This window comes from Streptomyces sp. NPDC020299, assembly GCF_044387825.1.
Taxonomy (GTDB): Bacteria; Actinomycetota; Actinomycetes; order Streptomycetales; family Streptomycetaceae; genus Streptomyces.
Genome location: NZ_JBIRWL010000012.1, coordinates 207,270 through 232,776, shown reverse-complemented (window position 1 = coordinate 232,776; position 25,507 = coordinate 207,270). Strand labels below are relative to the sequence as shown.

Annotated in this window: 27 protein-coding genes and 2 tRNA genes; 25 read left to right on the top strand and 4 right to left on the bottom strand. The window is 69.0% G+C overall.

Features of this window, described 5'->3' with window-relative positions; all coding sequences use genetic code 11:
* Positions 1 to 131: 131 nt before the first annotated feature.
* The 11 genes from ACH45E_RS29305 to ACH45E_RS29255 all read left to right on the top strand — a co-directional run bounded on the left by ACH45E_RS29305 (position 132) and on the right by ACH45E_RS29255 (position 11,716).
* Positions 132 to 1,754 (top strand): beta-N-acetylhexosaminidase, encoded by a 1,623-nt coding sequence (locus ACH45E_RS29305; protein WP_361452897.1) that lies wholly within the window; start codon positions 132 to 134, stop codon positions 1,752 to 1,754.
* A 172-nt stretch (positions 1,755 to 1,926) separates the two neighbouring features.
* On the top strand, positions 1,927 to 2,820 hold the full coding sequence (locus ACH45E_RS29300) for an FAD binding domain-containing protein (RefSeq protein WP_361452900.1): 894 nt from the start codon (positions 1,927 to 1,929) through the stop codon (positions 2,818 to 2,820).
* Positions 2,817 to 4,400 (top strand): 2Fe-2S iron-sulfur cluster-binding protein, encoded by a 1,584-nt coding sequence (locus tag ACH45E_RS29295; RefSeq protein ID WP_361452903.1) that lies wholly within the window; start codon positions 2,817 to 2,819, stop codon positions 4,398 to 4,400. Before ACH45E_RS29300 ends, ACH45E_RS29295 begins: the two co-directional genes overlap by 4 nt.
* Positions 4,397 to 6,706, top strand: coding sequence for a molybdopterin cofactor-binding domain-containing protein (locus ACH45E_RS29290; protein WP_361452906.1), 2,310 nt, complete (start codon positions 4,397 to 4,399; stop codon positions 6,704 to 6,706). The genes ACH45E_RS29295 and ACH45E_RS29290 overlap by 4 nt, the downstream gene beginning before the upstream one ends.
* Positions 6,703 to 6,834, top strand: coding sequence for a hypothetical protein (locus tag ACH45E_RS29285; protein ID WP_361452909.1), 132 nt, complete (start codon positions 6,703 to 6,705; stop codon positions 6,832 to 6,834). Before ACH45E_RS29290 ends, ACH45E_RS29285 begins: the two co-directional genes overlap by 4 nt.
* 295 nt (positions 6,835 to 7,129) lie before the next feature.
* The gene (locus ACH45E_RS29280) at positions 7,130 to 8,281 is read left to right on the top strand and encodes an SUKH-4 family immunity protein (RefSeq protein WP_361452912.1); all 1,152 of its coding nucleotides are present in this window, start codon (positions 7,130 to 7,132) and stop codon (positions 8,279 to 8,281) included.
* 96 nt (positions 8,282 to 8,377) lie between these two features.
* Positions 8,378 to 8,629, top strand: coding sequence for a hypothetical protein (locus ACH45E_RS29275; RefSeq protein WP_361452915.1), 252 nt, complete (start codon positions 8,378 to 8,380; stop codon positions 8,627 to 8,629).
* 809 nt (positions 8,630 to 9,438) lie between these two features.
* Positions 9,439 to 10,164, top strand: coding sequence for an HNH endonuclease (locus tag ACH45E_RS29270; RefSeq protein WP_361452918.1), 726 nt, complete (start codon positions 9,439 to 9,441; stop codon positions 10,162 to 10,164).
* A 28-nt stretch (positions 10,165 to 10,192) separates the two neighbouring features.
* Entirely contained in the window at positions 10,193 to 10,540 is a 348-nt protein-coding gene (locus ACH45E_RS29265; RefSeq protein ID WP_361452921.1) for a hypothetical protein, read from the top strand.
* A 101-nt stretch (positions 10,541 to 10,641) separates the two neighbouring features.
* The gene (locus ACH45E_RS29260; protein ID WP_399041763.1) at positions 10,642 to 11,148 is read left to right on the top strand and encodes a GntR family transcriptional regulator; all 507 of its coding nucleotides are present in this window, start codon (positions 10,642 to 10,644) and stop codon (positions 11,146 to 11,148) included.
* A gap of 1 nt (position 11,149) precedes the next feature.
* The gene (locus tag ACH45E_RS29255) at positions 11,150 to 11,716 is read left to right on the top strand and encodes an HD domain-containing protein (protein WP_361452924.1); all 567 of its coding nucleotides are present in this window, start codon (positions 11,150 to 11,152) and stop codon (positions 11,714 to 11,716) included.
* Here the strand turns inward: ACH45E_RS29255 and ACH45E_RS29250 are convergent.
* Positions 11,704 to 12,177 (bottom strand): NUDIX domain-containing protein, encoded by a 474-nt coding sequence (locus ACH45E_RS29250; protein WP_361452927.1) that lies wholly within the window; start codon positions 12,175 to 12,177, stop codon positions 11,704 to 11,706. The two genes, ACH45E_RS29255 and ACH45E_RS29250, sit on opposite strands and share 13 nt — an antisense overlap.
* Before the next feature lie 2 nt (positions 12,178 to 12,179).
* Positions 12,180 to 12,938 carry a helix-turn-helix transcriptional regulator gene (locus tag ACH45E_RS29245; RefSeq protein WP_361452930.1) on the bottom strand — a complete coding sequence of 253 codons (759 nt, stop codon included), beginning with the start codon at positions 12,936 to 12,938 and terminating at the stop codon, positions 12,180 to 12,182.
* Positions 12,939 to 13,424: 486 nt separating this feature from the next.
* Here ACH45E_RS29245 and ACH45E_RS29240 point away from each other — a divergent pair, with 486 nt between their 5' ends.
* The 14 genes from ACH45E_RS29240 (at position 13,425) to ACH45E_RS29175 (ending at position 24,305) form a co-directional block, all read left to right on the top strand.
* Positions 13,425 to 13,601 (top strand): hypothetical protein, encoded by a 177-nt coding sequence (locus tag ACH45E_RS29240; protein WP_361452933.1) that lies wholly within the window; start codon positions 13,425 to 13,427, stop codon positions 13,599 to 13,601.
* A 141-nt stretch (positions 13,602 to 13,742) separates the two neighbouring features.
* The gene (locus ACH45E_RS29235) at positions 13,743 to 14,033 is read left to right on the top strand and encodes a hypothetical protein (protein WP_361453035.1); all 291 of its coding nucleotides are present in this window, start codon (positions 13,743 to 13,745) and stop codon (positions 14,031 to 14,033) included.
* Positions 14,030 to 15,148: a conjugal transfer protein gene (locus ACH45E_RS29230; RefSeq protein WP_361452936.1), complete on the top strand. Its 1,119-nt coding sequence runs from the start codon at positions 14,030 to 14,032 to the stop codon at positions 15,146 to 15,148. Before ACH45E_RS29235 ends, ACH45E_RS29230 begins: the two co-directional genes overlap by 4 nt.
* Positions 15,145 to 15,762: a GGDEF domain-containing protein gene (locus ACH45E_RS29225; RefSeq protein ID WP_361452939.1), complete on the top strand. Its 618-nt coding sequence runs from the start codon at positions 15,145 to 15,147 to the stop codon at positions 15,760 to 15,762. The genes ACH45E_RS29230 and ACH45E_RS29225 overlap by 4 nt, the downstream gene beginning before the upstream one ends.
* Positions 15,759 to 16,100, top strand: a complete 342-nt coding sequence (locus ACH45E_RS29220; protein ID WP_361452942.1) for an RRQRL motif-containing zinc-binding protein — start codon at positions 15,759 to 15,761, stop codon at positions 16,098 to 16,100. Before ACH45E_RS29225 ends, ACH45E_RS29220 begins: the two co-directional genes overlap by 4 nt.
* A gap of 85 nt (positions 16,101 to 16,185) precedes the next feature.
* Positions 16,186 to 18,414, top strand: coding sequence for a cell division protein FtsK (locus ACH45E_RS29215; RefSeq protein WP_361452945.1), 2,229 nt, complete (start codon positions 16,186 to 16,188; stop codon positions 18,412 to 18,414).
* Positions 18,415 to 18,555: 141 nt separating this feature from the next.
* Positions 18,556 to 18,807, top strand: a complete 252-nt coding sequence (locus ACH45E_RS29210; protein ID WP_361452948.1) for a hypothetical protein — start codon at positions 18,556 to 18,558, stop codon at positions 18,805 to 18,807.
* 18 nt (positions 18,808 to 18,825) lie between these two features.
* Positions 18,826 to 19,020, top strand: a complete 195-nt coding sequence (locus ACH45E_RS29205) for a hypothetical protein (RefSeq protein WP_361452951.1) — start codon at positions 18,826 to 18,828, stop codon at positions 19,018 to 19,020.
* Between the two features lie 20 nt (positions 19,021 to 19,040).
* A complete protein-coding gene (locus tag ACH45E_RS29200) occupies positions 19,041 to 19,508 on the top strand; it encodes a hypothetical protein (protein ID WP_361452954.1) in 468 nt (155 codons plus the stop codon).
* A gap of 14 nt (positions 19,509 to 19,522) precedes the next feature.
* On the top strand, positions 19,523 to 19,753 hold the full coding sequence (locus ACH45E_RS29195; protein ID WP_361452957.1) for a hypothetical protein: 231 nt from the start codon (positions 19,523 to 19,525) through the stop codon (positions 19,751 to 19,753).
* Positions 19,754 to 19,842: 89 nt separating this feature from the next.
* Complete coding sequence (locus ACH45E_RS29190) at positions 19,843 to 20,730, top strand: bifunctional DNA primase/polymerase (RefSeq protein WP_361452960.1); 888 nt, start codon at positions 19,843 to 19,845, stop codon at positions 20,728 to 20,730.
* 2 nt (positions 20,731 to 20,732) lie between these two features.
* Positions 20,733 to 22,208 (top strand): ATP-binding protein, encoded by a 1,476-nt coding sequence (locus ACH45E_RS29185; protein WP_361452963.1) that lies wholly within the window; start codon positions 20,733 to 20,735, stop codon positions 22,206 to 22,208.
* 496 nt (positions 22,209 to 22,704) lie between these two features.
* Positions 22,705 to 22,941 (top strand): excisionase family DNA-binding protein, encoded by a 237-nt coding sequence (locus tag ACH45E_RS29180; protein ID WP_361453038.1) that lies wholly within the window; start codon positions 22,705 to 22,707, stop codon positions 22,939 to 22,941.
* Between the two features lie 83 nt (positions 22,942 to 23,024).
* Positions 23,025 to 24,305, top strand: coding sequence for a site-specific integrase (locus ACH45E_RS29175; RefSeq protein WP_361452966.1), 1,281 nt, complete (start codon positions 23,025 to 23,027; stop codon positions 24,303 to 24,305).
* 960 nt (positions 24,306 to 25,265) lie between these two features.
* Here the strand turns inward: ACH45E_RS29175 and ACH45E_RS29170 are convergent.
* Positions 25,266 to 25,337 (bottom strand) — tRNA-Cys (locus tag ACH45E_RS29170).
* Positions 25,338 to 25,357: 20 nt separating this feature from the next.
* Positions 25,358 to 25,455 (bottom strand) — tRNA-OTHER (locus ACH45E_RS29165).
* Positions 25,456 to 25,507 lie beyond the last annotated feature (52 nt).

Sequence of the window (25,507 nt, the reverse complement as noted above, 5' to 3'; positions counted from 1 at the left end):
GTCGAGACCTCTTGTCGGCGTGTCGGCGCGCCCCTAGCCTTCCTGGTGTTGTGATGTGTGAAACGGTCGTTGCGCATGTTGCAACGCCCGTTCCGGCGACTGTCCGGCGACTCTGGGGGACGAGGGCTGACGTGAGCGAACTGATTCCGGCACCGCGCACCATCGACGGCCCGATGCGCTGCGCCGTCACGCTCGACCGGGACACCACCCTGTGGGCCGGCCCGGGTGCCGGCACCACCGAGCGCTGGCTGCGCGCCACGCTCGGCGCCGCCCTCGGCCTGCCCCTGCCGCCGGGACCGGAGGACGCGCGCGATTCCGTGCGCCTGTACCTGGACGACACGCTGGAGCCGGAGGCGTACCGGCTCAGCGCCGTCACCGGTTGGGGGGTCGAGATCCGCGGCGGCGACGCGGCCGGGGTCTTCTGGGGCGCCCAGACCCTGCGTCAACTGCTCGGCCCCGACGCCTTCCGGCGCGCCGCCGTGCGCCCGGGGGCCGTCCATGTGATCCCGCACCAGATCATCGAGGACTCACCACGCTTCCGCTGGCGCGGCCTCCTGCTCGACGTCGCACGGCACTTCATGCCCAAGGACGGCGTGCTGCGCTATCTGGATCTCCTGGCCGCACACAAACTCAACATCCTCCACCTCCATCTGACGGACGACCAGGGCTGGCGCATCGAGATCGAGCGGTATCCGGGACTGACCGAGACCGGATCCTGGCGGGCGCGGTCGAAATTCGGCCATCGGGCCTCACCGCTGTGGGACGAGAAGCCGCACGGCGGGCACTACACCCAGGACGACATCCGGGAGATCGTCGCCTACGCCGCCGAACGGCATATCACCGTGGTCCCGGAAATCGACGTACCGGGCCACTCGCAGGCCGCCATCGCCGCGTATCCCGAGCTCGGCAACACCGACGTCATCGACACCACCGCCCTTTCCGTCTGGGACACCTGGGGAATCAACCCCAACGTACTCGCCCCCACTGACAACACCCTCCGCTTCTACGAGGCGGTGTTCGAGGAGGTACTCGCGCTCTTCCCCTCGGAGTTCATCCACATCGGCGGCGACGAATGCCCCAAGGAGCAGTGGCGGCGATCGGCGACCGCCCAGGCCCGCATCAAGGAACTCGGTCTCGCCGACGAGGACGAACTCCAGTCCTGGTTCATCGGCCACTTCGCGAAATGGCTTTCCGCGCGCGGCCGCAGGCTCATCGGCTGGGACGAGATCCTGGAGGGCGGGCTCGCCGACGGCGCCGCCGTCTCGTCCTGGCGCGGGTACGGCGGCGGGATCGCGGCGGCACGGGCCGGCCACGACGTCGTGATGTGCCCCGAGCAGCACGTGTACCTGGACCACCGGCAGGACGCCGGCGCCGACGAACCCGTACCGATCGGCTTCGTGCGCACCCTGGAGGACGTCTACCGCTTTGAACCGGTTCCACCGCAGCTCACCGAGGAGGAGGCGCGCCGGGTGCTGGGCACCCAGGCCAACGTGTGGACGGAGGTGATGGAGGACTCCGCGCGCGTGGACTACCAGGCCTTCCCGCGGCTCGCCGCCTTCGCCGAGGTGGCCTGGAGCGCCCTGCCCGCCCCGGCGGAACGGGACTTCGCCGGCTTCGAGCACCGGATGGCCGCCCACTACCGCAGGCTCGACGCCCTGGGCGTCGGCTACCGGCCACCGACCGGGCCCCGGCCGTGGCAGCGGCGGCCCGGCGTGCTCGGCCGCCCGATCGAGGGCCCTCCCCCGAACGGGTAGACGAAAATGGACAAGTGGGTGAAGGTGGCGGAAAAACCCTCAATGCCTCCTAGCGGACCCCCGCGTTACGGCCCTGCGAAGATGTGCCAGAGTTGCCACGTCCGCCCTGTCAGCACGTACCGTACGGCAACACAGGTGGGACCAGGTGGGGCAGCGGGAAGGGGCAGCCGGTTTGACCACGCACGCACCGCAGGCGGCGCAGGCCGTCACGCTGCCCACGACACTGGACGAGGCCGTGGCGGCGCTCACCGCCATGCCCACGGCCGTGCCGGTGGCGGGCGGTACCGATCTGATGGCCGCCGTCAACTCAGGACAGCTCAGGCCCGCCGCCCTGGTGGGGCTCGGCCGGATCAGTGAGATCCGCGGCTGGCAGTACCTGGACGGCCACGCGCTGCTCGGCGCGGGCCTCACCCACGCGCGCATGGGCCGCCCCGACTTCGCGGCCCTGATCCCGGCGCTCGCCGCCGCCGCGCGCGCCGCGGGGCCGCCGCACATCCGCAACGCGGGCACCCTGGGCGGCAACATCGCCTCGGCCGCGCCCACCGGTGACGCGCTGCCGGTCCTGGCGGCCCTGGAGGCGACGCTGATCATCGCGAGCCAGGGCGGGGCCCGCCGGGAGATCCCGGTGTCGCACCTGCTGGCCGGGGTTGACATGCTCCGCGGCGGTGAACTCGTCGGCTACGTGCGCGTGCCGCTGCTGCACGCCCCGCAGGTCTTCCTGAAGGCCACCGGGCGGACCGGCCCCGGCCGCGCGCTCGCCTCCGTGGCGCTGGTCCTCGACCCGGCCCGGCGCGGAGTGCGCTGTGCGGTGGGCGCCATAGCGCCGATGCCGCTGCGCCCCCTGGAGGCCGAGCAGTGGGTCGCCCGGCTGATCGACTGGGACAACGACCGCGCGATCGTCCCGGAGGCGCTGAACGCCTTCGGCGAGTACGTCGCCGCGGCCTGCATCCCGGATCCGGCACCGGAACAGGACGGCTCCGTACCGCAGCTTCCGCCCGCCGTACTGCACCTGCGGCGCACTGTCGCCGCGCTGGCCCGACGAGCACTGGGGAGGGCGCTGTCGTGACCGACGACCAGCACGGAGAGGGCACGTCCCAGGGCGCTGGGCGCTGGGACCCGCTGCCCCAGGGCGACTACGACGACGGGGCCACCGCCTTCGTGAAGCTCCCCGAGGGCGGCATCGACGCCCTCCTGGCCGCGCCCGGTCACGGCTATGTGCCGCCGCGGATAACGGTGGCCCCCGGTGTGGACCCCGGCGCCGACCCGGCGGCCGGCGGCACCTGGGCGGTGCCGGACGCCGGCGGCCGGTGGCCCGACCCGAACGCCGTACCGCAGGGCGGGAACACCGGGGCGGACGACCGGTTCACGTACAACCCCCCCACCACGCAGCAGTGGACCTTCGACGGGCCCGCGCCCGCCGGGTCGGCCCCCGGGCACGATGTGACCGGGGAGTGGTCCATCCCCGTCGCAGGGGGCGACCTTCCGGACGAATCGGGCGAGTTCACCACGTCCTCCCTGGTCGAGCAGTGGAGCGGCAACGCGCCGGCCACCCTCCCGGGCGGCGCCCCCGCCCCCTGGGCGACGGAGACGACGGGTCAGCCCTGGGGGCGGCAGCAGGAGCCGGACGGCGAACAGCCGGCCGGTCACCCCGCCCACGAGGGCTACCGGCCCGGCACGCCGTACGCAGGGCCACCGGCCGGGCAGACGCCGGCCGGACAGGCACCGGAGACCGAAGCCGCCGAAACCGCTGAGTACGCCGAGCGCGTCGAGGCACCTCCGGCGGCACAGGAGACCGCAGAGGCCCCTGAGAGGCTCGCTGAGCCCCCAGCGGCCCCCGAGACGGACGCGGACACCGAGTCCGGGCCCAAGGCCGCGGACGAGGCCGCCACGGGCGACGACACCGCGCCCCCGCCCGACGCCGCGCAGGCGGACGAGGACGCGGCGCGGGAAGCCGAGGAGCCGCCCCCGCCCCCCTCGCACGACGAACACCCCCTCGCCTCCTACGTCCTGCGCGTCAACGGCGCCGACCGCCCCGTCACCGACGCCTGGATCGGCGAGTCGCTGCTGTACGTGCTGCGCGAGCGGCTCGGGCTCGCCGGGGCCAAGGACGGCTGCTCGCAGGGCGAGTGCGGGGCCTGCAACGTCCAGGTCGACGGACGGCTCGTCGCCTCCTGCCTGGTGCCCGCCGTCACCGCCGCCGGCAGCGAGGTGCGCACCGTCGAGGGACTCGCGGCCGACGGCCGGCCCTCCGACGTGCAGCAGGCCCTCGCCAACTGCGGTGCGGTGCAGTGCGGTTTCTGCGTCCCCGGCATGGCGATGACCGTGCACGACCTGCTGGAGGGCAACCCGGCCCCGACCGACCTGGAGGCCCGCCAGGCGCTGTGCGGCAACCTGTGCCGCTGCTCCGGCTACCGGGGTGTCCTGGACGCCGTCCAGGAGGTCGTCGCCGAACGCGAGGCGCAGGCCGCCGCCGAGACCGACACGGACGCGGACGGCGTACGCATTCCGCACCAGGCGGGCCCGGGAGCCGGCGGCGTCAACGCGTCGGCCTTCGACTCACCGGGGACCTTCGGTGGTGCCGGAGGGGTCTTCGGCGGTCCCGTACCGCACGACCAGCACTACGGCCAGGACGGAGGCCAGGCGTGAGCAACGAAGCCGCCACCGCGACCACCGCCGCGGAGCCCGCCCCCGCCGACGAAGCGCTGCCGCACGGCCTGGGCACCTCCCTGCCCGCCGCAGACGCCCGCGCCAAGACCGAGGGCACCTTCCCGTACGCGGCCGACCTGTGGGCCGAGGGCCTGCTCTGGGCGGCCGTACTGCGCTCCCCGCACGCGCACGCGCGCATCGTGTCGATCGACACCTCCCACGCGCGCGAGATGCCCGGCGTACGGGCCGTCGTCACCCACGAGGACGTCCCCGGCACCCCGCGCCACGGCCGGGGCACCCCCGACCGCCCGGTGTTCGCCTCCGAGGTCGTACGCCACCACGGCGAGCCCATCGCCGCCGTCGCCGCCGACCACCCGGACACCGCGCGGATGGCCGCGGCGGCCGTCATCGTCGAGTACGAGGTGCTCGACCCGGTGACCGACCCGGAGCACGCCTTCGAAGCCGAACCGCTGCACCCCGACGGCAACCTGATCAGACACATCCCCCTGCGGCACGGCGACCCGGACGCGCAGGGCGAGATCGTCGTCGAGGGCCTGTACCGCATCGGCCGCGCGGACCCCGCCCCCATCGGCGCGGAGGCCGGCCTCGCCGTGCCCCGCCCCGACGGCGGAGTGGAGCTGTACCTCGCCTCCACCGACCCGCACACCGACCGCAACACGGCCGCCGCCGTCTTCGGACTGAGCGCCGAGCGGGTGAAGATCGTCGTCACCGGCGTCCCCGGCGCCACCGCGGACCGCGAGGACCAGGGCTTCCAGCTCCCGCTCGGCCTGCTCGCCCTCAAGACCGGCTGCCCGGTGAAGCTGACGGCGACCCGCGAGGAGTCCTTCCTCGGCCACACCCACCGCCACCCCACCCTGCTCCGGTACCGGCACCATGCCGACGCCGAGGGCCAGCTGGTCAAGGTCGAGGCGCAGATCCTCCTCGACGCGGGCGCGTACGCCGACACCTCCGCCGATTCCCTGGCCGCCGCGGTCTCCTTCGCCTGCGGCCCGTACGTCGTTCCGAACGCCTTCATCGAGGGCTGGGCCGTCCGCACCAACAACCCGCCCTCCGGCCACGTGCGCGGCGAGGGAGCCATGCAGGTGTGCGCCGCCTACGAGGCGCAGATGGACAAGCTCGCCAAGAAGCTCGCCCTGGACCCGGCGGAACTGCGCCTGCGCAACGCGCTCGCGACCGGTGACGTCCTCCCGATCGGCCAGACGGTGACCTGCCCGGCCCCCGTCGCCGAACTCCTCCAGGCGGTACGCGACTTCCCGCTCCCCGCGCTGCCCAAGGACACGCCCGAGGACGAGTGGCTGCTGCCCGGCGGCCCCGAGGGCGCGGGCGAACCGGGCGCGGTGCGCCGGGGCGTCGGCTACGGCCTGGGCATGGTGCACATGCTCGGCGCGGAGGGCGCCGACGAGGTCTCCACAGCGACGGTGAAGGTCCACGACGGCATCGCCACGGTCCTGTGCGCGGCCGTGGAGACGGGGCAGGGCTTCACGACCCTGGCCCGGCAGATCGTCCAGGACACCCTCGGCATCGACGAGGTGCACGTGGCACCCGTCGACACCGACCAGCCCCCGGCCGGCCCGAGCTGCCACGGACGGCACACCTGGGTGTCCGGCGGCGCGGTGGAACGGGCGGCGAAGATGGTCCGCACCCAACTGCTGCAACCCCTGGCACACAAGTTCGGCATGTCCACCGAGCTGCTCCAGATCACCGACGGCAAGATCACCTCGTACGACGGTGTGCTGTCCACCACCGTCACCGAGGCGCTGGACGGCAAGGAACTCTGGGCGACGGCCCAGTGCCGCCCGCACCCCACCGAACCGCTGGACGCCGCCGGCCAGGGCGACGCCTTCGTGGGCCTGGCCTTCTGCGCGATCCGCGCGGTGGTGGACGTCGACATCGAACTCGGCTCGGTACGGGTCGTGGAGCTGGCCGTCGCCCAGGACGTGGGCCGCGTGCTCAACCCGGCGCAGCTCAACGCCCGCATCGAGGCCGGCGTCACCCAGGGCGTCGGCATCGCGCTCACCGAGAACCTGCGCACCCCGCGCGGCCTGATCCGCCACCCCGACCTCACCGGGTACGCGCTGCCCACGGCCCTGGACGCGCCCGACATCCAGATCGTCAAACTGGTCGAGGAACGCGACGTGATCGCCCCCTTCGGCGCCAAGGCCGCCAGCGCGGTACCGGTGGTCACCTCCCCGGCGGCCATCGCCTCCGCCGTCCGCGCGGCGACCGGCCGCCCGGTCAACCGCCTCCCGATCCGCCCCCAGGCCGCGGTGGTGACCGCCCAGTGAGCGATCAGGAGCCCCAGGAGCAGCCGCGCTACGAACCACCGCCCGCGGTCGGCAAGTTGCTGCTGTGGATCCTGCTGTTCGTGGTGGCGGCGGTCGTGGTGGTGCTGGGCGGGGTCTACCTCACCTGATGCACGGGTCGTGGTCGTCACCGGGGTGACGGCCTCGGAGAAGTCGACCGTGGCCCAGAACGCCGCCGGTCGGACTGTGGCCGGACACCTCCGCGCTGACGGTGAGCGAGACGGTGGACGCGATTCTCGGTGGGGCGGAACGGGCCCGGGTCGCCTGACGTCCTTTTCCCGGGGCGCGTTGTCAGTGGTGCGGCGTAGTGTGCTGAGCAGTGGGGGACGGCTGCTCGGGCCGCTCCGACGGGACGACGTACCAGGTACGACTGAAATCGCGTACGACTGAAATCGCGGGGGAGCGATGAGCACGACCGACGCCGGTGTCGCGGCGATCACCCTGACCGAGGACGACCTCGGTCCGTACGTCACCCACGCGCCGACGCGCCACTGGCTGACCGGCCCCGGACTGCCCGCCGACAGCGGCCTGTTGACGTTCGAGCCGCTGCGCACGGACGGGCTGCGCACGCTGGCGGAGGCGACCGACGGCCCGGCGGAGAGCCTGCGGGACCGGCTGGTGATAGGCGCACTGCTCAACCCCGCGGGCATGGACCCGGAATCGCTCCTGCTCGACGGCGGCACGGGCGAGATCACGACCACGTACCTCTTCGACGCGATGGACAGCCGCCCGTTCGCGCCCTCGCTCGAGGCGCTCGTGCGGTTCGCCTCCGTCATCGAGGAACTGGCCGGTCTGCGCGGGGAGTTCGCCGCCTACGCGGGCCGCTACGGCACCAAGGCGGCCACCGAGGCGTCCCGCCGCCTCCTCGCACTCTTCGAGGAGGGCACGGACGGCGAGATCCCGCCGTACTGGAAGGCCGCCGCGCTGATCCGCCCCCTCGCCCTGGTCGCGGGCCCCGGCACGGACTCCGGCCTCGCCCTAGACCTTCCCGGCCGCCTGTTGGACCAGGAGTTCGGTCAGGGCCGGGTGGCCCGCTTCGAAGAGGTCGACTTCCCCGTCACGCTCACCCACGAGCCGACGCGCCGCTTCCTGCGCGAGACCGGTCTGCCCGAGGACGCGGTTCTCTTCCACCTGGACACGGATGTCTCCCTCCCCACGCTGACCGAGTACTTCACCTCGGAACGCGCCGACGACTACCCCCTGGAGTACCTCCCCGCCCACGCCGACCGCCTCATACGCCTCGGCCACCTCGTCGAGGACAACAGCCTGGTGGTCGACGGCGCGACGGGCGCGGTGCTGAACTTCAGCGAGCCCGAGGCGACCCTGTACCCGCTGAACACGGACGTCTCCACCCTCGCCTTCACCCTCTGGCTCCTCCACCACGAGCGGACCATCGACGACCACCTGAACCACGAACTGACCACCGAGGCCTACGACCAGCTGGCCGCGGCCATGATCCACACCCTGGCATCCGTGGACCCCACCGGCACCGCGACCGACGCCGACTGGCACTACTGGACCGAGCTCTTCCAGGACGAAGCGGGCGGCGTGCTCTGACCGGAGCCGAAACATCGGTTGCGCGGCGTGAAGAGCAGGAGGAGCCTGGAGTTGCGGCGCCGCACGGAAGTACTCTCCAGAAAAGAGAGTGTTGCCATGACTTGGAATATGTGGCGGCGAATACCCAAATCCGGGGGCCTGTTCTGCGCAGCAATGGCGCTCGCCTTCTCGGCGACCTACCCTGCGGCCGGTGCGCAACTGCCCCAGAACTGGTGCGATACTCACCCCGGCCGTTGCGTCAACAACCACCCTAATTACAACACCGGCAACAACAACGGCCAGACGTGCATCACCCGAGAAACGTTCGACGTCAACGGGAACTACGTGAAGACCACAATCTGCCGGTAAATCACATGCGTAAAGAGGCCGTGGCGGGATTCGAACCCACGTAACTCGCTTTGCAGGTTTGTCCGCGCTGGTCAGTGCTTGATCCGGCGTCGTTCGCCAGAGTTCGCGCCAGTACGAACACGGTGATGGGCACGCCCGCGGGAACGGCCCTGAACGGTCGCGGACGGAGGCGAACGAGACGGGAACTGAGACGGTCGCGGCCGGCCGTCTGCGGTACACGGTCCGTAGGCGGTGCGGCTGGACCGGTGCCTGACCTGCGGTGCGCTGGTCGTGGAACCGAACTGGACGACACGACGTTTGAGGGGGCGAGGTTCAACACTCATGCGAGACAAGGGGCGGGTGTGCGCGAGCGCAGACTGACGGACTCGGCAGCGGTTCGAAGTGCCATCGCGGAGTTCGATGACATCGGGGGAGCGGAGTTCCGTGCGAAGTATGATTTCGGGGCATCAAGGAAGTTCTATCTGCAACACAAGAAAAGGTTGTATGACGCTAAATCGATTGTAGGGGCGGCCTACGGTTTCCAGTACCCGAGTGAGGGTCCGCTTACTAATCTTGACTTTGATGGAGGGGAAACCGGAGCGAACCCCCTTCTCAGGGGTCTCGGCTTCACAGTAGTAAGCAGTGAATCAACGTCGCGAGACGCGGAGTTGATTTGGCGAAATCGTGTTTGGGATAACCTTGTTTCTCGCATGGACAGTAGAGGACTTCTGTCGGCTGGTGCCGTTAGGGACGTGGGGGCATACGGGGGACAGCAAGGCGTGTGGGTAGACACTGCACGTACGAGCAAGGTACGACCCGGCGGTATAGCCGTGGGTCTGAAGCACACCGGTCAAGATTACCCAGACGAGTTCAACGAAGATAGTGCCCTTTACCACTACCCTGTGACCCGGCGAAAAGGGCACGACAAGGCTGAGGTTGATGCTGTCAAAGCTGCTGCCCGCCTTGAGTTGCCTGTTTTCGCCGTGAGTGAAGTCGGGGTCCTTCGTCTAGTCCGGCTTGGATGGGTTGCCGGCTGGGATGACCAGTTTCAGCGCTTCCTTGTTTCCTTCGAGGAAACGCCACCCAGCCGCATCATTGACGAGGATCAATCGGATGACATTCCTTTTCGGTTGGAGGGCAACCGAAGCCATCGGAAGAACCGGTCAGTCAAAGTTCGCCCTGATCAGCCGCGCTTCAAACTGGAAGTGATCAAACGCTATGGCGCTAGATGCCCCCTGACCGGTACTGACGTGCCGGAGATGATTGACGGGGCCCATCTCCGCGGTGACGCCGACGGTGGTAGTTCTCACCCCTTGAATGGTTTGCCAATGAATGTGGCGCTTCACCGCGCCTTTGACGCTCACTTGTTCGCCATCCATCCAGAGACTCGCGAGGTTCACACCTTGCCTGATGGTCCTAATGTTGAGCGGCTGGGAATCAAGAGATACCGACTAGAGCTTGATAAGATGCCGCATCCCGAAGCGCTCGCTTGGCGTTATAGCCAGTGGCTTCGACAAAACAAGATTAGCCCGAGCGATGCTGTGACTCCTCGCTAGATCTCGGATCATGAAGGATAATTCACGAATGTGGATTGAGAACTCAGGGATTCCAAAGGATCCCATTCTCTTATTTGAAGAGGATGGCGGCATGTGCATCATCCATGACCTGGCCCTGGTGAATGAGTTAATAGAAGATGCGAGTGACTTCTATGAAGCATTCGATGCGTTGGCGAGGCCCGTAAAGCCGGTGGGTCAACCGGGCGAGGTGACGTTCGTTCTCAAATCCGAGGAGCCAGACGAGAGCACACTTCGGAGGCGAGTCGACCGCTACTACAGAGTCTGGGCAGCACGCCATTCAAGTGGAATTCCTCCGCAGGTCGAAGATGTACAGGCGTTCGTGCTTGCGGTGGCCAACGACGAAGTCACTGAATGAGCTTCTTCTGTCGCTACTCTGCCGTGTCTCTGAGGGGGCTGCGTAGGGCGAGGCGTTGAAGATCGCGCATGGCCTCACGCGCTGCCTCCTAGACTGCGAACATGCGACCCTTGACGGCGACGACAGGTGAGCAGAGAGGGAGACGGGTGCCGCAGCAGGCCAGTCCTCGGGGAACCTTCCTGAAGATCGCGAACGCAGTGAAGGCGCGGGTTGATGCGGACCCGGACATGACGGTGCTTCCATCTGTTGCTGAGCTCATGAGTGACCACAACATTTCGCGTGGGGTCGTTCTCCGTGCGTTCGAGGTCCTCCAGCGAGAGGGCGTGGCCGCGCCAGTGCCGGGCGGGCGGTGGCGTGTGGTACGTCCGGGAGAGCGGGACGATCGGCGCCCGTTGGAGGAACGCATTGCGGACGTCATTGCGGATGAAGGCTTGGATGCTGGGGCAGCGTTCCCCAGTGCGTCTGTTCTGGCAGAGAGGTTCGGCGTCTCGCGCCCAACCGTGACCAAGGCACTCGACAAGTTGGAGGCCGCCGGCGTGCTGGCGAGTGGAGGGCAGGGCAGGGTGCGGACCGTCCGCGCTGTGCCGAACCGAGAGGAGCGTTCGTAGCTTGTCGAAGCTGACGGAGTGGGCCTACCCCCTGGCTGAGTCGCTGCTGGCTGAGCGGTTGCCGCGTCGCTGGAAGCATTGCCTCGGAGTCGCCGAGCGGGCGCGCACCATCGCGCCGTTCCTCGATGTGGACGCGGAGCTCCTGGAGGCGGCTGCGGTCCTGCATGACATCGGATACGCGCCGGACCTTGCCAAGACGGGCTTTCACCCGCTGGACGGAGCCCGCTACCTTCGCGACGTCGCCCGAGCCGATGCACGGGTCGTGAATTTGGTGGCGCACCACTCCTGCTCATGGATGGAAGCTGAGGCCCGAGGGTTGCGCGAGGAACTTGAGGCCGAGTTCCCGCGCGAGGACGCGCACCTCAATGACGCACTGTGCTACTGCGACATGAACACGACCCCGGACGGGACGCCCACGAATCCTGTGGACCGGGTGAACGAGATCACCGGCCGCTACGGGCCGGACAGCCTGATCGGTACGTTCATCCGTCGGGCCGAACGGGAGATCCTGGCGAGCACCTCGCGTGTGCTCGAACGGGTCGCCGCCGCCAAGCCTCAGCCGATGTAGGGAGTCGGGCGGGTCCGGTCCATCGCGTGCTCGATCCTGAGACGCATGGTGGGGTGGACGTCCAACTGAGACAGGTCCGATGGGGCAACCCATCGGACCTGTGTCGTTTCATCGCTCGTACGCACCTCACCGCCGACCGGCCGGGCCCGGAAGCAGATACTGAACTGCTGCCGAACCTCGCCGTCGTCGTACTTCATCACGTGCCCGGGGTCGGTGTAGATCCCGGACATGTCGACGACTTCCGCCTTGATGCCGGTCTCTTCCCAGACCTCGCGCACCACGGTGTCACTGATCGACTCGCCTACGTCGTGCCCCCCGCCGGGCAGTGCCCAGCGTCCGTTGTCGGACCGCTGGATCATGAGCACTTGACCCGCATCGTTCTGCACGAACGCCACGACGGACGGCACGACCGAGTTGGCCGGCGGAGCGTCAGGGTCGTGCAGGTAGTCAATGCGTCCCATGATCAAGCTCCCGTGATGTCTTGTTCCGTGACCTGGCGAGCGCTTCCCCAGGTCTGTTCGATGCTATTCGCATACGTGTCGAACAGGCCGCCGCCCGGTAGCCGCCGCAGGTGGAAGACCGGAGCCATGTAGGCGCCGATGCCGTACACGTGGGGGTTCACGAGCATCTCGTCATCGGATCGGTAGATCGAGTTGTAGAGGGTCGTTGCGTGGAGGCGGAAGCCAATCTCCGGATGGCTCTTGAGTAGCGGCCGGTAGTTCACCAGCGCGTTCCGGATTTTGCCGTCCATGATGCGGTGACCTTCGTCTATGCCGCGTTGCCGGACGGCTTCACAGTCCGGATCCCCGAGCAGGATGCGCGCTTGAGTGGTCCCCTTCACCTTCTCCTTCAAGAGATCCAGGAACACGGGATCCTCGGACAGGAAGAGTCCCGAGTAGACGAGGACATCGAGGTTGTTCTCAGCCTGTGCGTAAATCTCGCGCCACAGGTTCGGCGGCACCGTGTGCCGGTGGGGGTAGACGTTGACGATCTCGGCTTTCGTCAGGTCTGCCGCGCTCTCTACGGCTCGATCGTCATCCCACAGCGTCGTCACGTCGACCTTGAGCGCTGTCGCCGTCGCGTACTGGTGTCGGCGATACGGCACCTTTCCCTTGGTGATCCAACGTTCGATCGTCTTCGGGTTGACGTCGATCTCTTCGGCGAGCCTCTGAATCGTCATGCCGGCGGCCAACAGAGCAGACCGCAAACGTTCGTTGGACATCTGCACCCCCGGTGGGACGTCTCGGGACCTCTTGAAGGTACCGAGACGTCCTTGAGGTGTCCACGCAGGGGGTGACCAAGTCCCCTGACCTGGGTCGATTCTGATGGTGCGCCAAGAAGTCCCGGCGCAAAGTCAAGAGGTTCCGTTGATGCACTTGACGGACCCCTGTGCAGTACCTGTAAAACAGGTACTGCAACGCAGTGCCCGGAGGAAAGCCCGAGGGGGTGAGTACGAAGGCAGCGCTCGTTCCTTGAGAACTCAACAGAGTGCTTTGAGAACGACGGGGCGTGACCCCGTCCCCGTGACGGCCGGGTGACGACCGTCGGCCCCGGTATCCAGCCGTGAGGGCGCGGAATCGACTTCCGCCCGGGGTTACTTGGCCCGTCGCGACGTGCGGCGTTGGCCCTCATCTCCGGACGCGGCGGCACTCCCGGACAGGACGGCCCGCCGCGCCGGAGCTCCCACCCGATGCGAGAGGACGCTTCCATGCGCCAGAGGATCACGAACCCCAAGCACCCGAACGTCGACCAGGTCGGAACGGACGTCGAGTACGAGGGCGAGCAGCACCGGATCACGGACGTCGGCGGTAGCTACTTCACGCTCGTTCGCCTCCGCGACGGATACGGCAAGAACGTCAAGATCCGCGACGTCAACGAGCGCTAGCGCCACCTGCGGCTGATGGTCGCTGCACTGATCGTCACCACTGCCTGACCCCCGCTTCGCGGGGCGGTCGCACTCCCGGACAGGACAGCCGACCGCCCCGCCCTTCCCGACGTACCTGAAGAGGAGAGATCCACCATGCGTATGCGCACCTTCGTCGCCGGCCAGGAAGCCCACGGCGATATGGAGTTCGCGGAACTGGCGCTCGGTATCGACGTCGACCTGTTCCGGGGCCCGCTGGAGTTCGAGACGGACGGCGAGCGTGCCGCCCGTGAGGACGCGGCCCGTGACGTCCTTGCCGACCTGCGGGCGGAGGCGGAGGCCGGTGACGAGATCGCCGGTTGGGACGCCCTGTACGCCGACGCGCTGACCCGTACGGTGCCGTTCCTGCGCGCCGCTCGCGGCTACCGGCCGGGGGCGGGGGAAGCGGCATGAGCGAGACCGGTAAGCCGCTGACAAAGATTCAGCTCGGTGTCCTGGCGGCAGCGTTCGTGCCGATGCTCGCCACGGGCGTGGTCGGTGGAATCGGCACGTACAGCAACATCGGGCACGCCTACGGCACGGGGACCGCGCTCGGTGCCCTCGGTGCCGGTGAGGGCGCCACGGCCGTGCTCGCCCTGGTCCTGCTGGGGCTGACCCTGCTGGGACAGTCCTCGCCGCGCGTCGTACGGATCGGGCTGTGGGCGCTGCCGGCCGCCGCCGCCGTCATGGGCGCCATGGCCGCGCCGGACCCGGGCCGGACCGTGATCTACGCGCTGACCCCGTTGGGCATGTCGGTGTCGGCGGAGGGTATGGCGTTCCTGGCCCGGCGGATCGTCGTCCACACCGACGGCCGCGACGCGGAACACGAGCAGCGCACCGCTGACATCGTGCAGGCGCTCGCCTATCACCGCGCCCGCGCCACCCATCACCCGAGTAACCGGGTCAAGTGGTGGTCGGAGCGCAAGTCGTGGCGCCTGGCCCGCAAGGTCGGGGTGGGGGACGCTGCGCTCGGATCGAGGCTGCTGGACGTACAGCGCGACCGGATCACCGACGGCGCGGACGCGGCCCTCGCCTCGATGTTCGGCGCGGCGGCCCTCGACTCTTCCTCGGTCACAAATGCGGAGGAACCGACCGTAAATAGTCGAGAACGGTCTACCTCTGACCTGCGGGGATCGACCCCGGCCACGGTCGTGCTGACGCGGCTTGCGGTGCCCGACCCGGCGCCGGTCGATCTCGGCAAGTCGGGCACCGGCATGAAGCCGATGCCCGCCGTTGTCCCGGCGGTGAAGCCGGTCCCGATCGCCCCGGTGCCCGCCCGTTCGGTCCCGGCCGCGTCGACCGCGCCGCGTCGGGCGACGGGCCGTGTCCCGGTCGCTGCGAAATCGACCCGCACCCGCCGCACTCCCGATCAGCTCATGGCCGAAGCGCGCAAGGCGACGGCCGGTCTGACGAACGCTGAGGTGACCGGGGAGGGCATCCGCCGGGCCCTGCGCACGTCGCCCGCGAACGCCCGCATGCTGCGTGACGCCCTGCTCGCCGAACGCGCCACCGGGGCGGTGGCGCCGTGAGCACCCTCGCCGCGCTCTTAACGGCCGTGCCGCCCGTCATCGGGTGGGCGGTGCACGCCCGGTGGCTGCACGGACGGCTGACCACCGCCCGCCGTGACCCGCTCACCGGGTTGTGGACGCGGGACGCGTTCACCCGGCGGGCCCGCTGTCTGCTGCGCGACCCGCGCGCCGTGGTCGTGCTGGCGGACGTCGACCACTTCAAGCAGATCAACGACACCCACGGCCACGCGGCCGGTGACGCGCTGCTCGCCACGGTCGCCGCCCGCCTCGCCCACGGCACCACCCCCGGCGGGGTGGTCGGGCGGCTCGGTGGGGACGAATTCGCCGCGGTCGTCGTCGACCGCGACGGCACGGCCGCCGACCGGTTGCACACCCTCGCCCGCGTCCTGGCCCGGCCGGTCGACACCGCCCCCGACGTGCACACCACGGTGTCGCTGGGGTGGGTGCGGGCCGCCGACCACCCGGGCGAGGACCTGTCAGCGCTGCTGCGCCGCGCCGATGAGGCCATGTACGCGGTCAAGCGGTCCGGCCGGTCCGGTCCTCGCCGGGCCCGTCTTGGGCGGCTGCTCGGGTCGGTGGCCGGTCGCCGTTCCGGACGGCGCGGGGCGGCATGAGCACGCTGCCCGTCTTCCGGTGGCACCTCGCCCCGGACGGCTACGCCACCCGCCGGCAACTCCGGGCCCGCGACCTGCGGCCCGGCGGTCAGGACGTCGCCGCCCAACTCGAACGCCCCCGGCGGCGGGGCCGCCCGCCCTTGATCGCCTACCTGTACCGCGTCGACCTCGCCAAACCGGTCCGGCCGATGACCCCGGGCCGGTGGCGGTCCCACGAAGCGATGATGCGCGCCCGCCGCACCTGCCCCGAGTGCCACCGGGACGCCGGATACGTCATCCCGCCCACGCTCGGAACCTGCGTGACCTGCGCCTATCTCGAAGAACAGTGCGCCGCCTGAACCACCCCACAATCCCGGGTCCGGCCGCCCGACCTTCCACAGCAAGCCGGCCGGACCCGTCGACTCCCGAAGGAGTACGTACATCGTGACGGAAACCACCGCCTTCACGCCCCCGGACGGTCCGGAGGGCACCGAGCAGCCGACGGCTGACGTACTGCCGTTCCCGCTGAAGAAAAACACCGCCCCCGCCCCGGTCGCCCCGGGCGAGGGCGAGGCCAAGCCGGGGGAGTGGCAGGCCGAACTCCCCGACACCGACGACCCGGAAGCCGACGGCCTGAGCGACGGAGCTCCGGTCGACCCGCCGCGCGAGGTCTACCCGCCCTCGGTCGCGGAATGGATGGAAGCCAAGGACAAGGCCCGCATGCCGGTGCTGCCGGACTGGGTGAAGCTCCCTGACCAGCGCACGGCTGTGCGCAAGTGGGCGATCCGGCACTACTCGGCCGTGGCCGGCTATCACGCGATCCGGCTGCCGCTGGTGTACACGCCGAAGATCTGCATGTACTCGCCGCGCGGCGCGTGGCGGTGGTCGACCGCGATCGGCCGGTGGGTGTTCGATGCCGAGGGCAAGACGCTTCGGCTTGCCTCCGTGGCCAACGAGGATGCGGCGGAGTACCTGAAGCTGTCGCGGCAGCGCAACGACCGCGTAAGGCTGCGGGGGATCGTCGCCACCGTGGCCGGGTTCGTCGGCCTCGCCGCCGCGCTCACCCTGTACGTCATGGCGCCGTCGTGGCTGCTCATGCTGGTCATGGCGGCACTGACCACCACCCTCGGTGTGGTCGGGGCGCCGGCCGACCGGCCGCTGATCGACATGGCCAAGGTGACGTTCCGCAAGCGCAAGCTGTCCTCGGACATCGTCATCCGCGCGCACGAGGTGGCCGGGCTGACCAGCAAGGATCAGACGATCGCCTTCCCGCGACCGATCGGCCGGGACGGCGACGGCTGGCGGGTCGTGGTGGATCTGCCGTACGGCAAGACGTTCGAGGACGCGATGAAGGCGCATGCGCGCCTGTCGTCCGGCATGGACATCGCTCCCACTCAGCTCTTCCTCGACAAGGACGAGACGAGTGGGCGGCGGGTGTCGTACTGGATCGCCGACCGTGACCCGCTCGCCGTGCCGTCGGGCAAGTCGCCGCTGTTGGGGGCGACGCGGGTGGACTTCTGGAAGCCGTTCCCGTGGGGTGTCGACGAGCGCGGCAACCCGGTCATGGCCACGATGCTGTGGCTGTCGCTGCTGGTGGGCGCCGTGCCGCGTCAGGGCAAGACGTTCTCGGCCCGCACGATCGCGCTCGCCGCCGCGTTGGACCCGTACGTGAGGCTGTACGTGTTCGACGGCAAGGCGTCGCCGGACTGGCGCACGTTCACCAAGGTCGCCCACCGCATCGGGTTCGGCATCGTGCCGAAGAACGGGTTCGATCCGGTTCAGCATCTGCTGACCGCGCTGCGGGAGCTGAAGGCGGACGTCGAAGACCGCTATCACCGGCTGTCTGAACTGCCGCTGCACGTCTGCCCGGAGGGCAAGCTCACCCCGGAGATCAGCCGGGACAAGAAGCTGAACATGCCGCTCACGCTGTTCGTGGTGGATGAGGTGCAGGAGTACCTGACCCACCCCGAGCACGGCAAGGAGATCCTGTCTCTGCTGGTCTACCTCGCCCGGGTCGCCCCCGCGGTCGGTGTCTCGGTGATGACGGCGACGCAGAAGCCGGACGACAAGGCGTGCCCGTCGGAGTTGCGTGACCAGCATCAGGCCCGGTTCGCGCTGCGGGTCGGCGCCTACCAGGTGTCGGACACCATCCTCGGTGCCGGGTCCTACTCGGAGGGCTTGGATGCCTCCAAGCTGCTGAAGTCGCACAAGGGTGTGGGTCTGCTCAAGGGCATGTCCGACGACTCCGGGATCGTGCGCACCTACCTCGCCGACGGCCGCGACGCCGACCGCATCCTGACCCGCGCCGCAGCGCTGCGCGATGCGGAGGGGACCCTGTCCGGCGACGCGGTGGGCGAGGCCCCGGCGGCGGAGACTTCCGCGACGATCCTTGACGACGTCGCGGCCGTGCTCGGCAAGGGCGAGGCCAAGGTGTGGTCCGAAACGGTCGTGGACCGGCTTGCCGACCTGCGCCCCGACGTCTACGGCCCGTGGGCGGAGCTGGAGGCCAAGCCCAAGGCGGAAGCGCTCACTGCAGCGCTCAAGCCGTACGGGGTGGCCACCGAGCAGATCAGCCGCCGCGTCGACGGCAAGGTGGTCAACAAGCGCGGTATCAAGCGCGACGACATCGCCACCGCGATTACGGAGCGCAACAACAAGCGGGACGCCGGATAGGTCCCCGGGGTCGCTTGCGCAAGCACCGGCCGTCGCTTGCGCAAGCGACCCTGCTAGCGACCAAAACCACCACTGATCAGGTCGCTAGCGTCTAGCGGCCGACCTGCGGAAACCCCTCGAACCCCCTCGGAGAGGCCCCTCATGAGCCTTGCTCTGCTTGCTTTCGCTTGCCTGCTGCTCGTCACCCTCGGTTACGTCGTCAAGTGTTGGCTGAGCCCGTTCGGGGACTGCCGCAAGTGCGACGGCATGGGCCACGAGCTCAAGACCGACCGCAAGGGCAAGACCCGGCGCGGCAAGGACTGCCGACGCTGCGACGCGACCGGCAAGCGCATACGCGTCGGCCGCTGGATCTACAACCGCGCCGCGCGCACCTACCGCGCCGGCACCCGCTGAGACCCGCCGGGAGGCGCCATGACCCTCACCATCCCGCTCGTTCTGCTGCTCGCCGTCGGCGTGGCGCTGCTGCTGCGGTTCAAGGCCGTCGGCGCCGGTGCGGCCGTCGCTGTCGCGCTCTTCGGCTTCTCCCTCGCCCACACCGGCGCGGCCGACACCGTCAACCAGCTCGTCACCGCCGTCACCGACGCCGTGCCCGGCGTCGGCCGCTGACCCGAAGGGAGAGACGCACCGTGAACGAACCCACCGCGTACGGCCGTCCGGCCGGATACGAGACGGCGGCCGTGGAAGTCCACACCCCCACCCCGCTCGCCCCCGCGCACACCGCCCCGCTCGTGCCCGTGCAGCCGGGCACCGTCCCGGCCGTGGCGAGCGTCGTCCTTCCCGACGGCCGCGTCGTCACCGGCTACGCCATCGAGCCCGCCAAGCCCGAACCGGTCGCGCACAAGTCGGCCGTCTCGCGGACGGCGGTGAACATCGCGCTCGGGGGCGTGGGGTTCGGCGCGGTGTGCGGCGGCTTGGTCCTGTTGACCACGTTCATTGCCGCGCTCGCCGCGCTCATCCACCAGCTCGTCATCCTCGCCGCCGTCATCTTCGGCGGCTGGATCGCCGTGCAGGTGTTCAGCGCGAGCGGCCACCGGGGCGGGACGACGGTCAACATCCGCAAGGCCGTCATCAAGCGGAACAAGTTCTACGGCTGACAGACAGGGACCCCATGACTTACCGCGGCAACGACCCCATCTCTGACGGCCCGCTCAACAGCCCCCCGTTCGGCTATTCGCCCGAGTCCTTGCAGCGCGAAGCGCTATACGCCGAACTCGACAACGCGGGCGTCGAACTGGGCACGCACGACCGGCTGATCGTCGACTGGATCGCCCGGTGGGACTACCCCACCGTGGCCACCATCGCGAGCCTGATCCGCCGCGCCGCCCACACCCCGAAATAGCTACGCCCGTGGGCGGTGGCACTCCCGGACAGGACAGCCCGCCGCCCACGGTCTCCAATCCCGACGTAGCAGAACAGGAGACCTACAGCATGACACCTGACTGCAAGGCCCGGCGTCCCGTCGACGGGAATCACTCGGACGGGAGTCACCTGCACACCGCGCTGCGCCTCGCGGCGGCCGGCGTCCCGGTCCTGCCGCTGCGGCAGGGCAAGGTCCCGTTCGGTAACTGCCGCACCTGCAAGGACGGCGCCTGCGGCGGCCGACCCAACATGAAGAGCGCGGGCCCCTGCCAGTGCGCCGCTCCGTGCCACGCCTGGGCCGCTGCGACCACCGACCCACACGTCCTCACCTCGCCCGTGTGGGCGCCGACATGGCGTGAGGCGGTGGCGGTCGCCTACCACCCCGGCGGGGCCCGGCTGACCGTGGTCGACCTGGACGACACGGCGGCCGTCGCATGGGCCCGCAGGACCCTGCCCGCCACCCGCACCGTTGTGACGACGCGGGGCGAGCACTGGATCTACCGGGGCACCATGCCGTCATCGAACGCCGTGCGGCCGGGCGTGGACATCAAATCCCTTATGGCGTACGCCCGTTGGTTGGATGTCGGCGTGGGTATGACGGCTTCTCTCCCGGACTTTGTGCGCGCGCTGGCAGTAAAGGACCCGAATCCGGCCCGCAGGGCGCCACAGGCGCTCACAGTGCCCCTGCGGGGCCATGGAGGCGAGTGCCGACACCGTACGCCCGCCTACCTGGACCGTGGGATCACCATGGCCGTGCAGCGCATCACCGCGGCCCGCAGCGCGGTACACGCGACCGTGTATCGGACGTTCCTCGCGGTGCTGTCGACGCACGGTCGGTGCGGCTGCCTCACGGACGCCCATGTCGCGCGGCTGTTCACCGCAGCGCAGGCCAAGGGTGAGTCCCCGAGGCACTGCACGGACGCGTGGACCAACGCCCTGATCAGGTTGGGACTGTGACCATGTCTGAAGACGACAAGAACCCGGCTCGCGAGGTCATCACCGACTACGCGCAGGCGCACTTCCGGTACTTCCGCACCGCCGACGGGACCGTGTACGCGCAGCGCAACGGCCATCCCGTCGCCCGCCCGATCCGCTCCCAGGGCACCACAGGCAGCCACCGCCAGGAACTCATGGTCGGGCTGTTCAAGGACGGATTGGGCGTGTTCAACGGGACTGCACTCAAGGAGGCGTTGGACTTGATCGAAGCCCTCGCGCTGACGGAGGACGTACAGGCCGTGCACATCCGCGTCGCCCCGGGGTTCGACGGGGCGACGTGGCTGGACCTGGGCCGCGCCGACGGACAGTCGGTCCGTATCCACCCCACCGGATGGGACATCACCGTTCCCGACCCGCGTGAGGTGTGCTGGCGGCGCACCCAGCTCACCGGCGAACTCCCTTTGCCCGCCAAGGACACGAACGGCAAGGGCATCGACCTTCTGCTGAGGCTGTGCAACTTCGCCACCGCCGAGACCGAGTGCCTGGCCATCGCGTGGCTGGTCGGGTGTCTCGGGCCGTCCGTGCCCGTCCCTGCCCCGTTCCTCACGGGCCCGCAGGGCGCCGGCAAGTCGACGGGCGGCCGGATGCTCGTGCGGATCATCGAGGGCATGACCGGTGACCTGCGCCGCGCTCCGAAGGACGAGGAGAACCTGATTGCGGCCGTGGCCGCCGGGTGGGTGACCGCCCTGGACAACCTCTCGCACATGACTCCGGACCTGTCCGACGCGATGTGCTGCATCGTGACCGGTGCCGAGAACGTCAAGCGCGCGCTGTTCACCGACGGGGACGTGTTCCGCGCCCGCTACCGCCGCCCCCTGCTCCTGACCGGCATTGATGTCGGAGTCATCCGTCCCGACCTCGCCGAACGGCTTCTGCCGTTGCGTCTGGAGCGGCCCCGGGTGCGGCGCACCGAGGCGGAACTGTGGGCGGAGTACGCGGAGGTGCTGCCCGTCGTCCTCGGCTCGCTCCTGGATCTGACGGTCAAGGTCCGGGGGGTTGAGGCGGAGACTCCCACGGACTTGCGGATGGCGGACTTCGCGCACCTGTGCGCGCAGCTCGACGCGGCGACCGGCCTGGGAGCGCTCACCGCCTACCGGGCCAGTCTGGACGACCTCAACGACGACGTGATCGAGGGCGACCTGTTGGCGCAGACCGTTCTTCGGCACGCCGAAGACATGGAACCGGGCGCAGAGCAGCGGATGACCTCCACGGAGTGGCTGCACTGCCTCACCCGTCTCTACACGGGCGAGGACTTCTGCCCCCTGCCCAAGGGGTGGCCGACCACCGGCAAAGTCCTCTCCGACCGTCTTAAGCGTCTCCAGCCGACCCTTGCGGCACGTGGCGTCCTCATCGACTCGGGCCGGACCAACGCGGGCCGCTACATCGAGATGAGCCGTCCGCAGACCTCGCCTCCGCACGAGCAGAAGCAGGCGTTCTGACCGGCGCCGGGGACAAGCAAGAAGAGCACCACCGGCCCGGCGTGCTCTTCTTGCTGTTCGGCGCCACGCGCCGCCTGAGGGTCGCGCCGCGCAGCGGCTCCTTCTTCACGTCCTGAGCCGCACCGGACCACAACAGGAACCCCCCTTTTTTCCCTAAGTGGGAAACGCTGCGTCACCTGCGTCACCGGCCCCCGGGAAACGGCGGGTGACCTGCGCCTGCAGCGGTGACGCAGAACGGCGAAGTCTGCGTCACCCCGCGTCACCTGCGTCACCGATGACGGCCGGCCTGCGTCACCGATGACGCACCCTCACCCCGCTGCGTCACCCAAAACCCGTAGGTCAGACGTCTGAATGACGCAGATGACGCGGGTGACGCAGAAATCCCCACCTCGGACACACGGGCCCCAGCCCGGCCCGCCCCGCCTCACCCCAGGGAGACCTCTGCATGAGCACCCCGACCGACCGCCGGCGCGCACTGAAAGACGAACGGCTGCCCCTGAGTGAACCTCGGGAGGAACACGGCACCCCCGCGACCACCGCGCATGACCCGACGCTGGTCCTTCTCACCGTTGAAGAGGCTGCCCGCCGCCTCCGCATCGGCCGCACCACATGCTTCGCGCTCATCCGTGCCGGAGAGCTGGAGTCCATCGACGTCGGCCGTCTCCGCCGCGTCCCCGCTGACGCGCCCGCCGAATACGTCGCCCGCCGGCGTGCGGCCAAACGAGCCGCTTGACGACGCCCGGGGCGGTGGCACTCCCGGACAGGACAGCCCACCGCCCCGGCTCCATCCCGACACCACGAAACAGGAGCCTGCCTGTGGCAGAGGACAAGAAGAAGCGCACCCGACAGCCCAACGGCCGTAGTTCGATCTACTTCGGCAAGGACGGCAAATGGCACGGTCGCGTCACCGTCGGCGTCCGCGACGACGGCACGCCGGACCGCCGCCATGTCGAGCGTAAGACCAAGACCGAAGTAGCGGACGCCGTTCGAGAGCTGGAGAAACAGCGCGACACCAAGACCGTGAAGAAGCCCGGCAAGGCGTGGACGGTCAAGGCGTGGCTGACGCACTGGGTTGAGAACGTCGCACCCCTCGCCGTCAACGACAACACGATGGTCGGGTACGGCGTTGCGGTGCGGAAGCACCTCATCCCCGGCTTGGGCGCTCACCGGCTCGACAGGCTCAAGCCCGAGCACATCGAGACGTTCTACGCCAAGATGCAGGCCAACGGCAGTAAGCCCGCCACCGCTCATCAGGTGCACCGAACCTTGCGTACCGCCCTCAATGAGGCCGTACGGCGGGGCCATCTCGGCAAGAATCCCGTCCTGTTGGCCAAGGCCCCGAAGACGGGGGATTACGAGGTGGAGCCCTACAGCGTCCAAGAGGTACAGCGACTACTGAAGGCCGCTGACCGACACCGTAACTCCGCACGATGGGCCGTCGCGCTCGCCCTCGGACTGCGTCAAGGGGAGGTGCTGGGGCTGACGTGGGACGACGTGGACCTTGCGGGCGGATTCCTCGTTGTCCGCCGTAGTCGCCACCGCCCGCAGTACGCCCACGGGTGCACGGAGCCCTGCGGACGCAAGGCCGCCGGGTACTGTCCTCAGAGGCGACGAACCAACCCCGAGTTGTCCACCACCAAGTCGCGCGCCGGCCGTCGCGCGGTCGGTCTCCCCGATCAGCTCGTTGACCTACTCCGTGCACACCTCAAGGCGCAGGGAGCGGAGCGAACGAGGGCCGGGAAGCGCTGGGAGGACAACGGCTTGGTCTTCCCGGATGAGTACGGCCGTAGCCCGTCCCACCGCCGAGACTGGACCGAGTGGAAGGCTCTCCTGACAGAGGCGAAAGTGCGGGACGGGCGTTTGCACGACGCGCGTCACACGGCGGCCACGGTGCTACTCATCCTCGGTGTTCCCGAGCGGGCCGTCATGGGCCTCATGGGGTGGTCGACCACAGCCATGGCCGCCCGCTATCAGCACATGGTGGATGCCGTGCGGACAGACATCGCAAAGCAAGTGGACGGCCTGATCTGGAACCCTGAGACGGGCCCGCCGGATGATGACGATGGCCTTGCTGGAGTGCCTGTGCGAGTCGGCTAGTTGAAAGTGGCGTGCAGGGCAGCGCCGAGGGGGCTGCCCTGCACGCCTATCTGTGGTAGTGAACTGACTGCATGGTTCACCAAGGACGCCGTCGATACGCCCCACGCTTGAGCACTTCGGGATGCTCGTCGGGGAGTTCATGCGTCAGCCCGCGCCGTAGCCTGTCGACCTGGTTCTTCTCCCATCGGTCGAGTGCGGTCAATTCTGGTTTCAGCGCCGCAAGTTCTTTGCAGCTATCCGCTCGGCGGTGGCACGAGCAGTACCCATCTCGGGCCTCATCTGAATGGTGTAGCCGATGGATTGCCCACAGCGCCCGGAAGGCGTAGTCCCTGGACCGATATGCCTGGTCGCGCTGCCGTGCTGCCTCGGCAACCTGTGAGTTGGTCCACCACTGCTCTACTGAGGGCAGAGGAGCGTTTTCGACACCTTCCGTCAAGGTCGCTCGTAGATCGTTAACCAGGGTCTGTAGCTGCGCAATCTCCACGTTGCGCTCTTCAAGACGATTGCGAAGCCGTTCCGTCTCATGGCTCCGATTTTCCTTTTCGAGGGCGAGTTCAGAGCGCCATAGGCCGACGTGGTCCGTGTCACGGAGACGCGCCTTAGTAGTCGTATCGCCCTGGTGGCGTGTGCAGCTCTTGCAGATGACGTGGTCTGTCTTGGATGTGAAGACGAACTCTTGCTCGGCTCTACAGCAGAGACACTCAGCAAAGAGAGGCCGGTGGAGCGGGTGGTTGTGCACGGGTCCTCCGTCACGGAGACGTTAGATCCTTTCGAGTCTGCCACCTGCCACTGACAACGCCGTGCGCTCACGAGACCCACGTCGCTGACGGCCGCTGTGGCTCTCTGTGTACCAGAGCGTGATCCCAGGGCGAGGAGTGAGACGGGAACTGAGACGGACGACGGAAGGGCGGTACCCCATATGGGGTACCGCCCTTCCGTTCTGCCTGGTCAGGCATCCAGAGGCCGTGGCGGGATTCGAACCCACGTAACTCGCTTTGCAGGCGAGCCCCTGAACCACTCGGGCACACGGCCGTGACTGACTTTCATCCCCACGGCCGTGGCGGGATTCGAACCCACGTAACTCCCCGCGAGCGGAGCTCGCTGATGGATGCAGCGCAGGCGAGCCCCTGAACCACTCGGGCACACGGCCGTGTTCGTGAAATGAATGTACGGTCGCCCGGAGAGGGGCTCAAGGGAATCGC

Excerpts from the sequence above, each read along its gene's own strand:
- ACH45E_RS29205 (WP_361452951.1), top strand. The coding sequence starts at position 18,826 with ATGACCCTCACCATCCCGCTCGTTCTGCTGCTCGCCGTCGGCGTGGCG.
- ACH45E_RS29220 (WP_361452942.1), top strand. The coding sequence starts at position 15,759 with ATGAGCACGCTGCCCGTCTTCCGGTGGCACCTCGCCCCGGACGGCTAC.
- ACH45E_RS29235 (WP_361453035.1), top strand. The coding sequence starts at position 13,743 with ATGCGCACCTTCGTCGCCGGCCAGGAAGCCCACGGCGATATGGAGTTC.
- ACH45E_RS29240 (WP_361452933.1), top strand. The coding sequence starts at position 13,425 with ATGCGCCAGAGGATCACGAACCCCAAGCACCCGAACGTCGACCAGGTC.
- ACH45E_RS29275 (WP_361452915.1), top strand. The coding sequence starts at position 8,378 with ATGACTTGGAATATGTGGCGGCGAATACCCAAATCCGGGGGCCTGTTC.
- ACH45E_RS29250 (WP_361452927.1), bottom strand. The coding sequence starts at position 12,177 with ATGGGACGCATTGACTACCTGCACGACCCTGACGCTCCGCCGGCCAAC.
- ACH45E_RS29190 (WP_361452960.1), top strand. The coding sequence starts at position 19,843 with ATGACACCTGACTGCAAGGCCCGGCGTCCCGTCGACGGGAATCACTCG.
- ACH45E_RS29195 (WP_361452957.1), top strand. The coding sequence starts at position 19,523 with ATGACTTACCGCGGCAACGACCCCATCTCTGACGGCCCGCTCAACAGC.
- ACH45E_RS29260 (WP_399041763.1), top strand. The coding sequence starts at position 10,642 with ATGCGACCCTTGACGGCGACGACAGGTGAGCAGAGAGGGAGACGGGTG.
- ACH45E_RS29210 (WP_361452948.1), top strand. The coding sequence starts at position 18,556 with ATGAGCCTTGCTCTGCTTGCTTTCGCTTGCCTGCTGCTCGTCACCCTC.
- ACH45E_RS29230 (WP_361452936.1), top strand. The coding sequence starts at position 14,030 with ATGAGCGAGACCGGTAAGCCGCTGACAAAGATTCAGCTCGGTGTCCTG.
- ACH45E_RS29245 (WP_361452930.1), bottom strand. The coding sequence starts at position 12,938 with ATGTCCAACGAACGTTTGCGGTCTGCTCTGTTGGCCGCCGGCATGACG.
- ACH45E_RS29185 (WP_361452963.1), top strand. The coding sequence starts at position 20,733 with ATGTCTGAAGACGACAAGAACCCGGCTCGCGAGGTCATCACCGACTAC.
- ACH45E_RS29265 (WP_361452921.1), top strand. The coding sequence starts at position 10,193 with ATGTGGATTGAGAACTCAGGGATTCCAAAGGATCCCATTCTCTTATTT.
- ACH45E_RS29280 (WP_361452912.1), top strand. The coding sequence starts at position 7,130 with ATGAGCACGACCGACGCCGGTGTCGCGGCGATCACCCTGACCGAGGAC.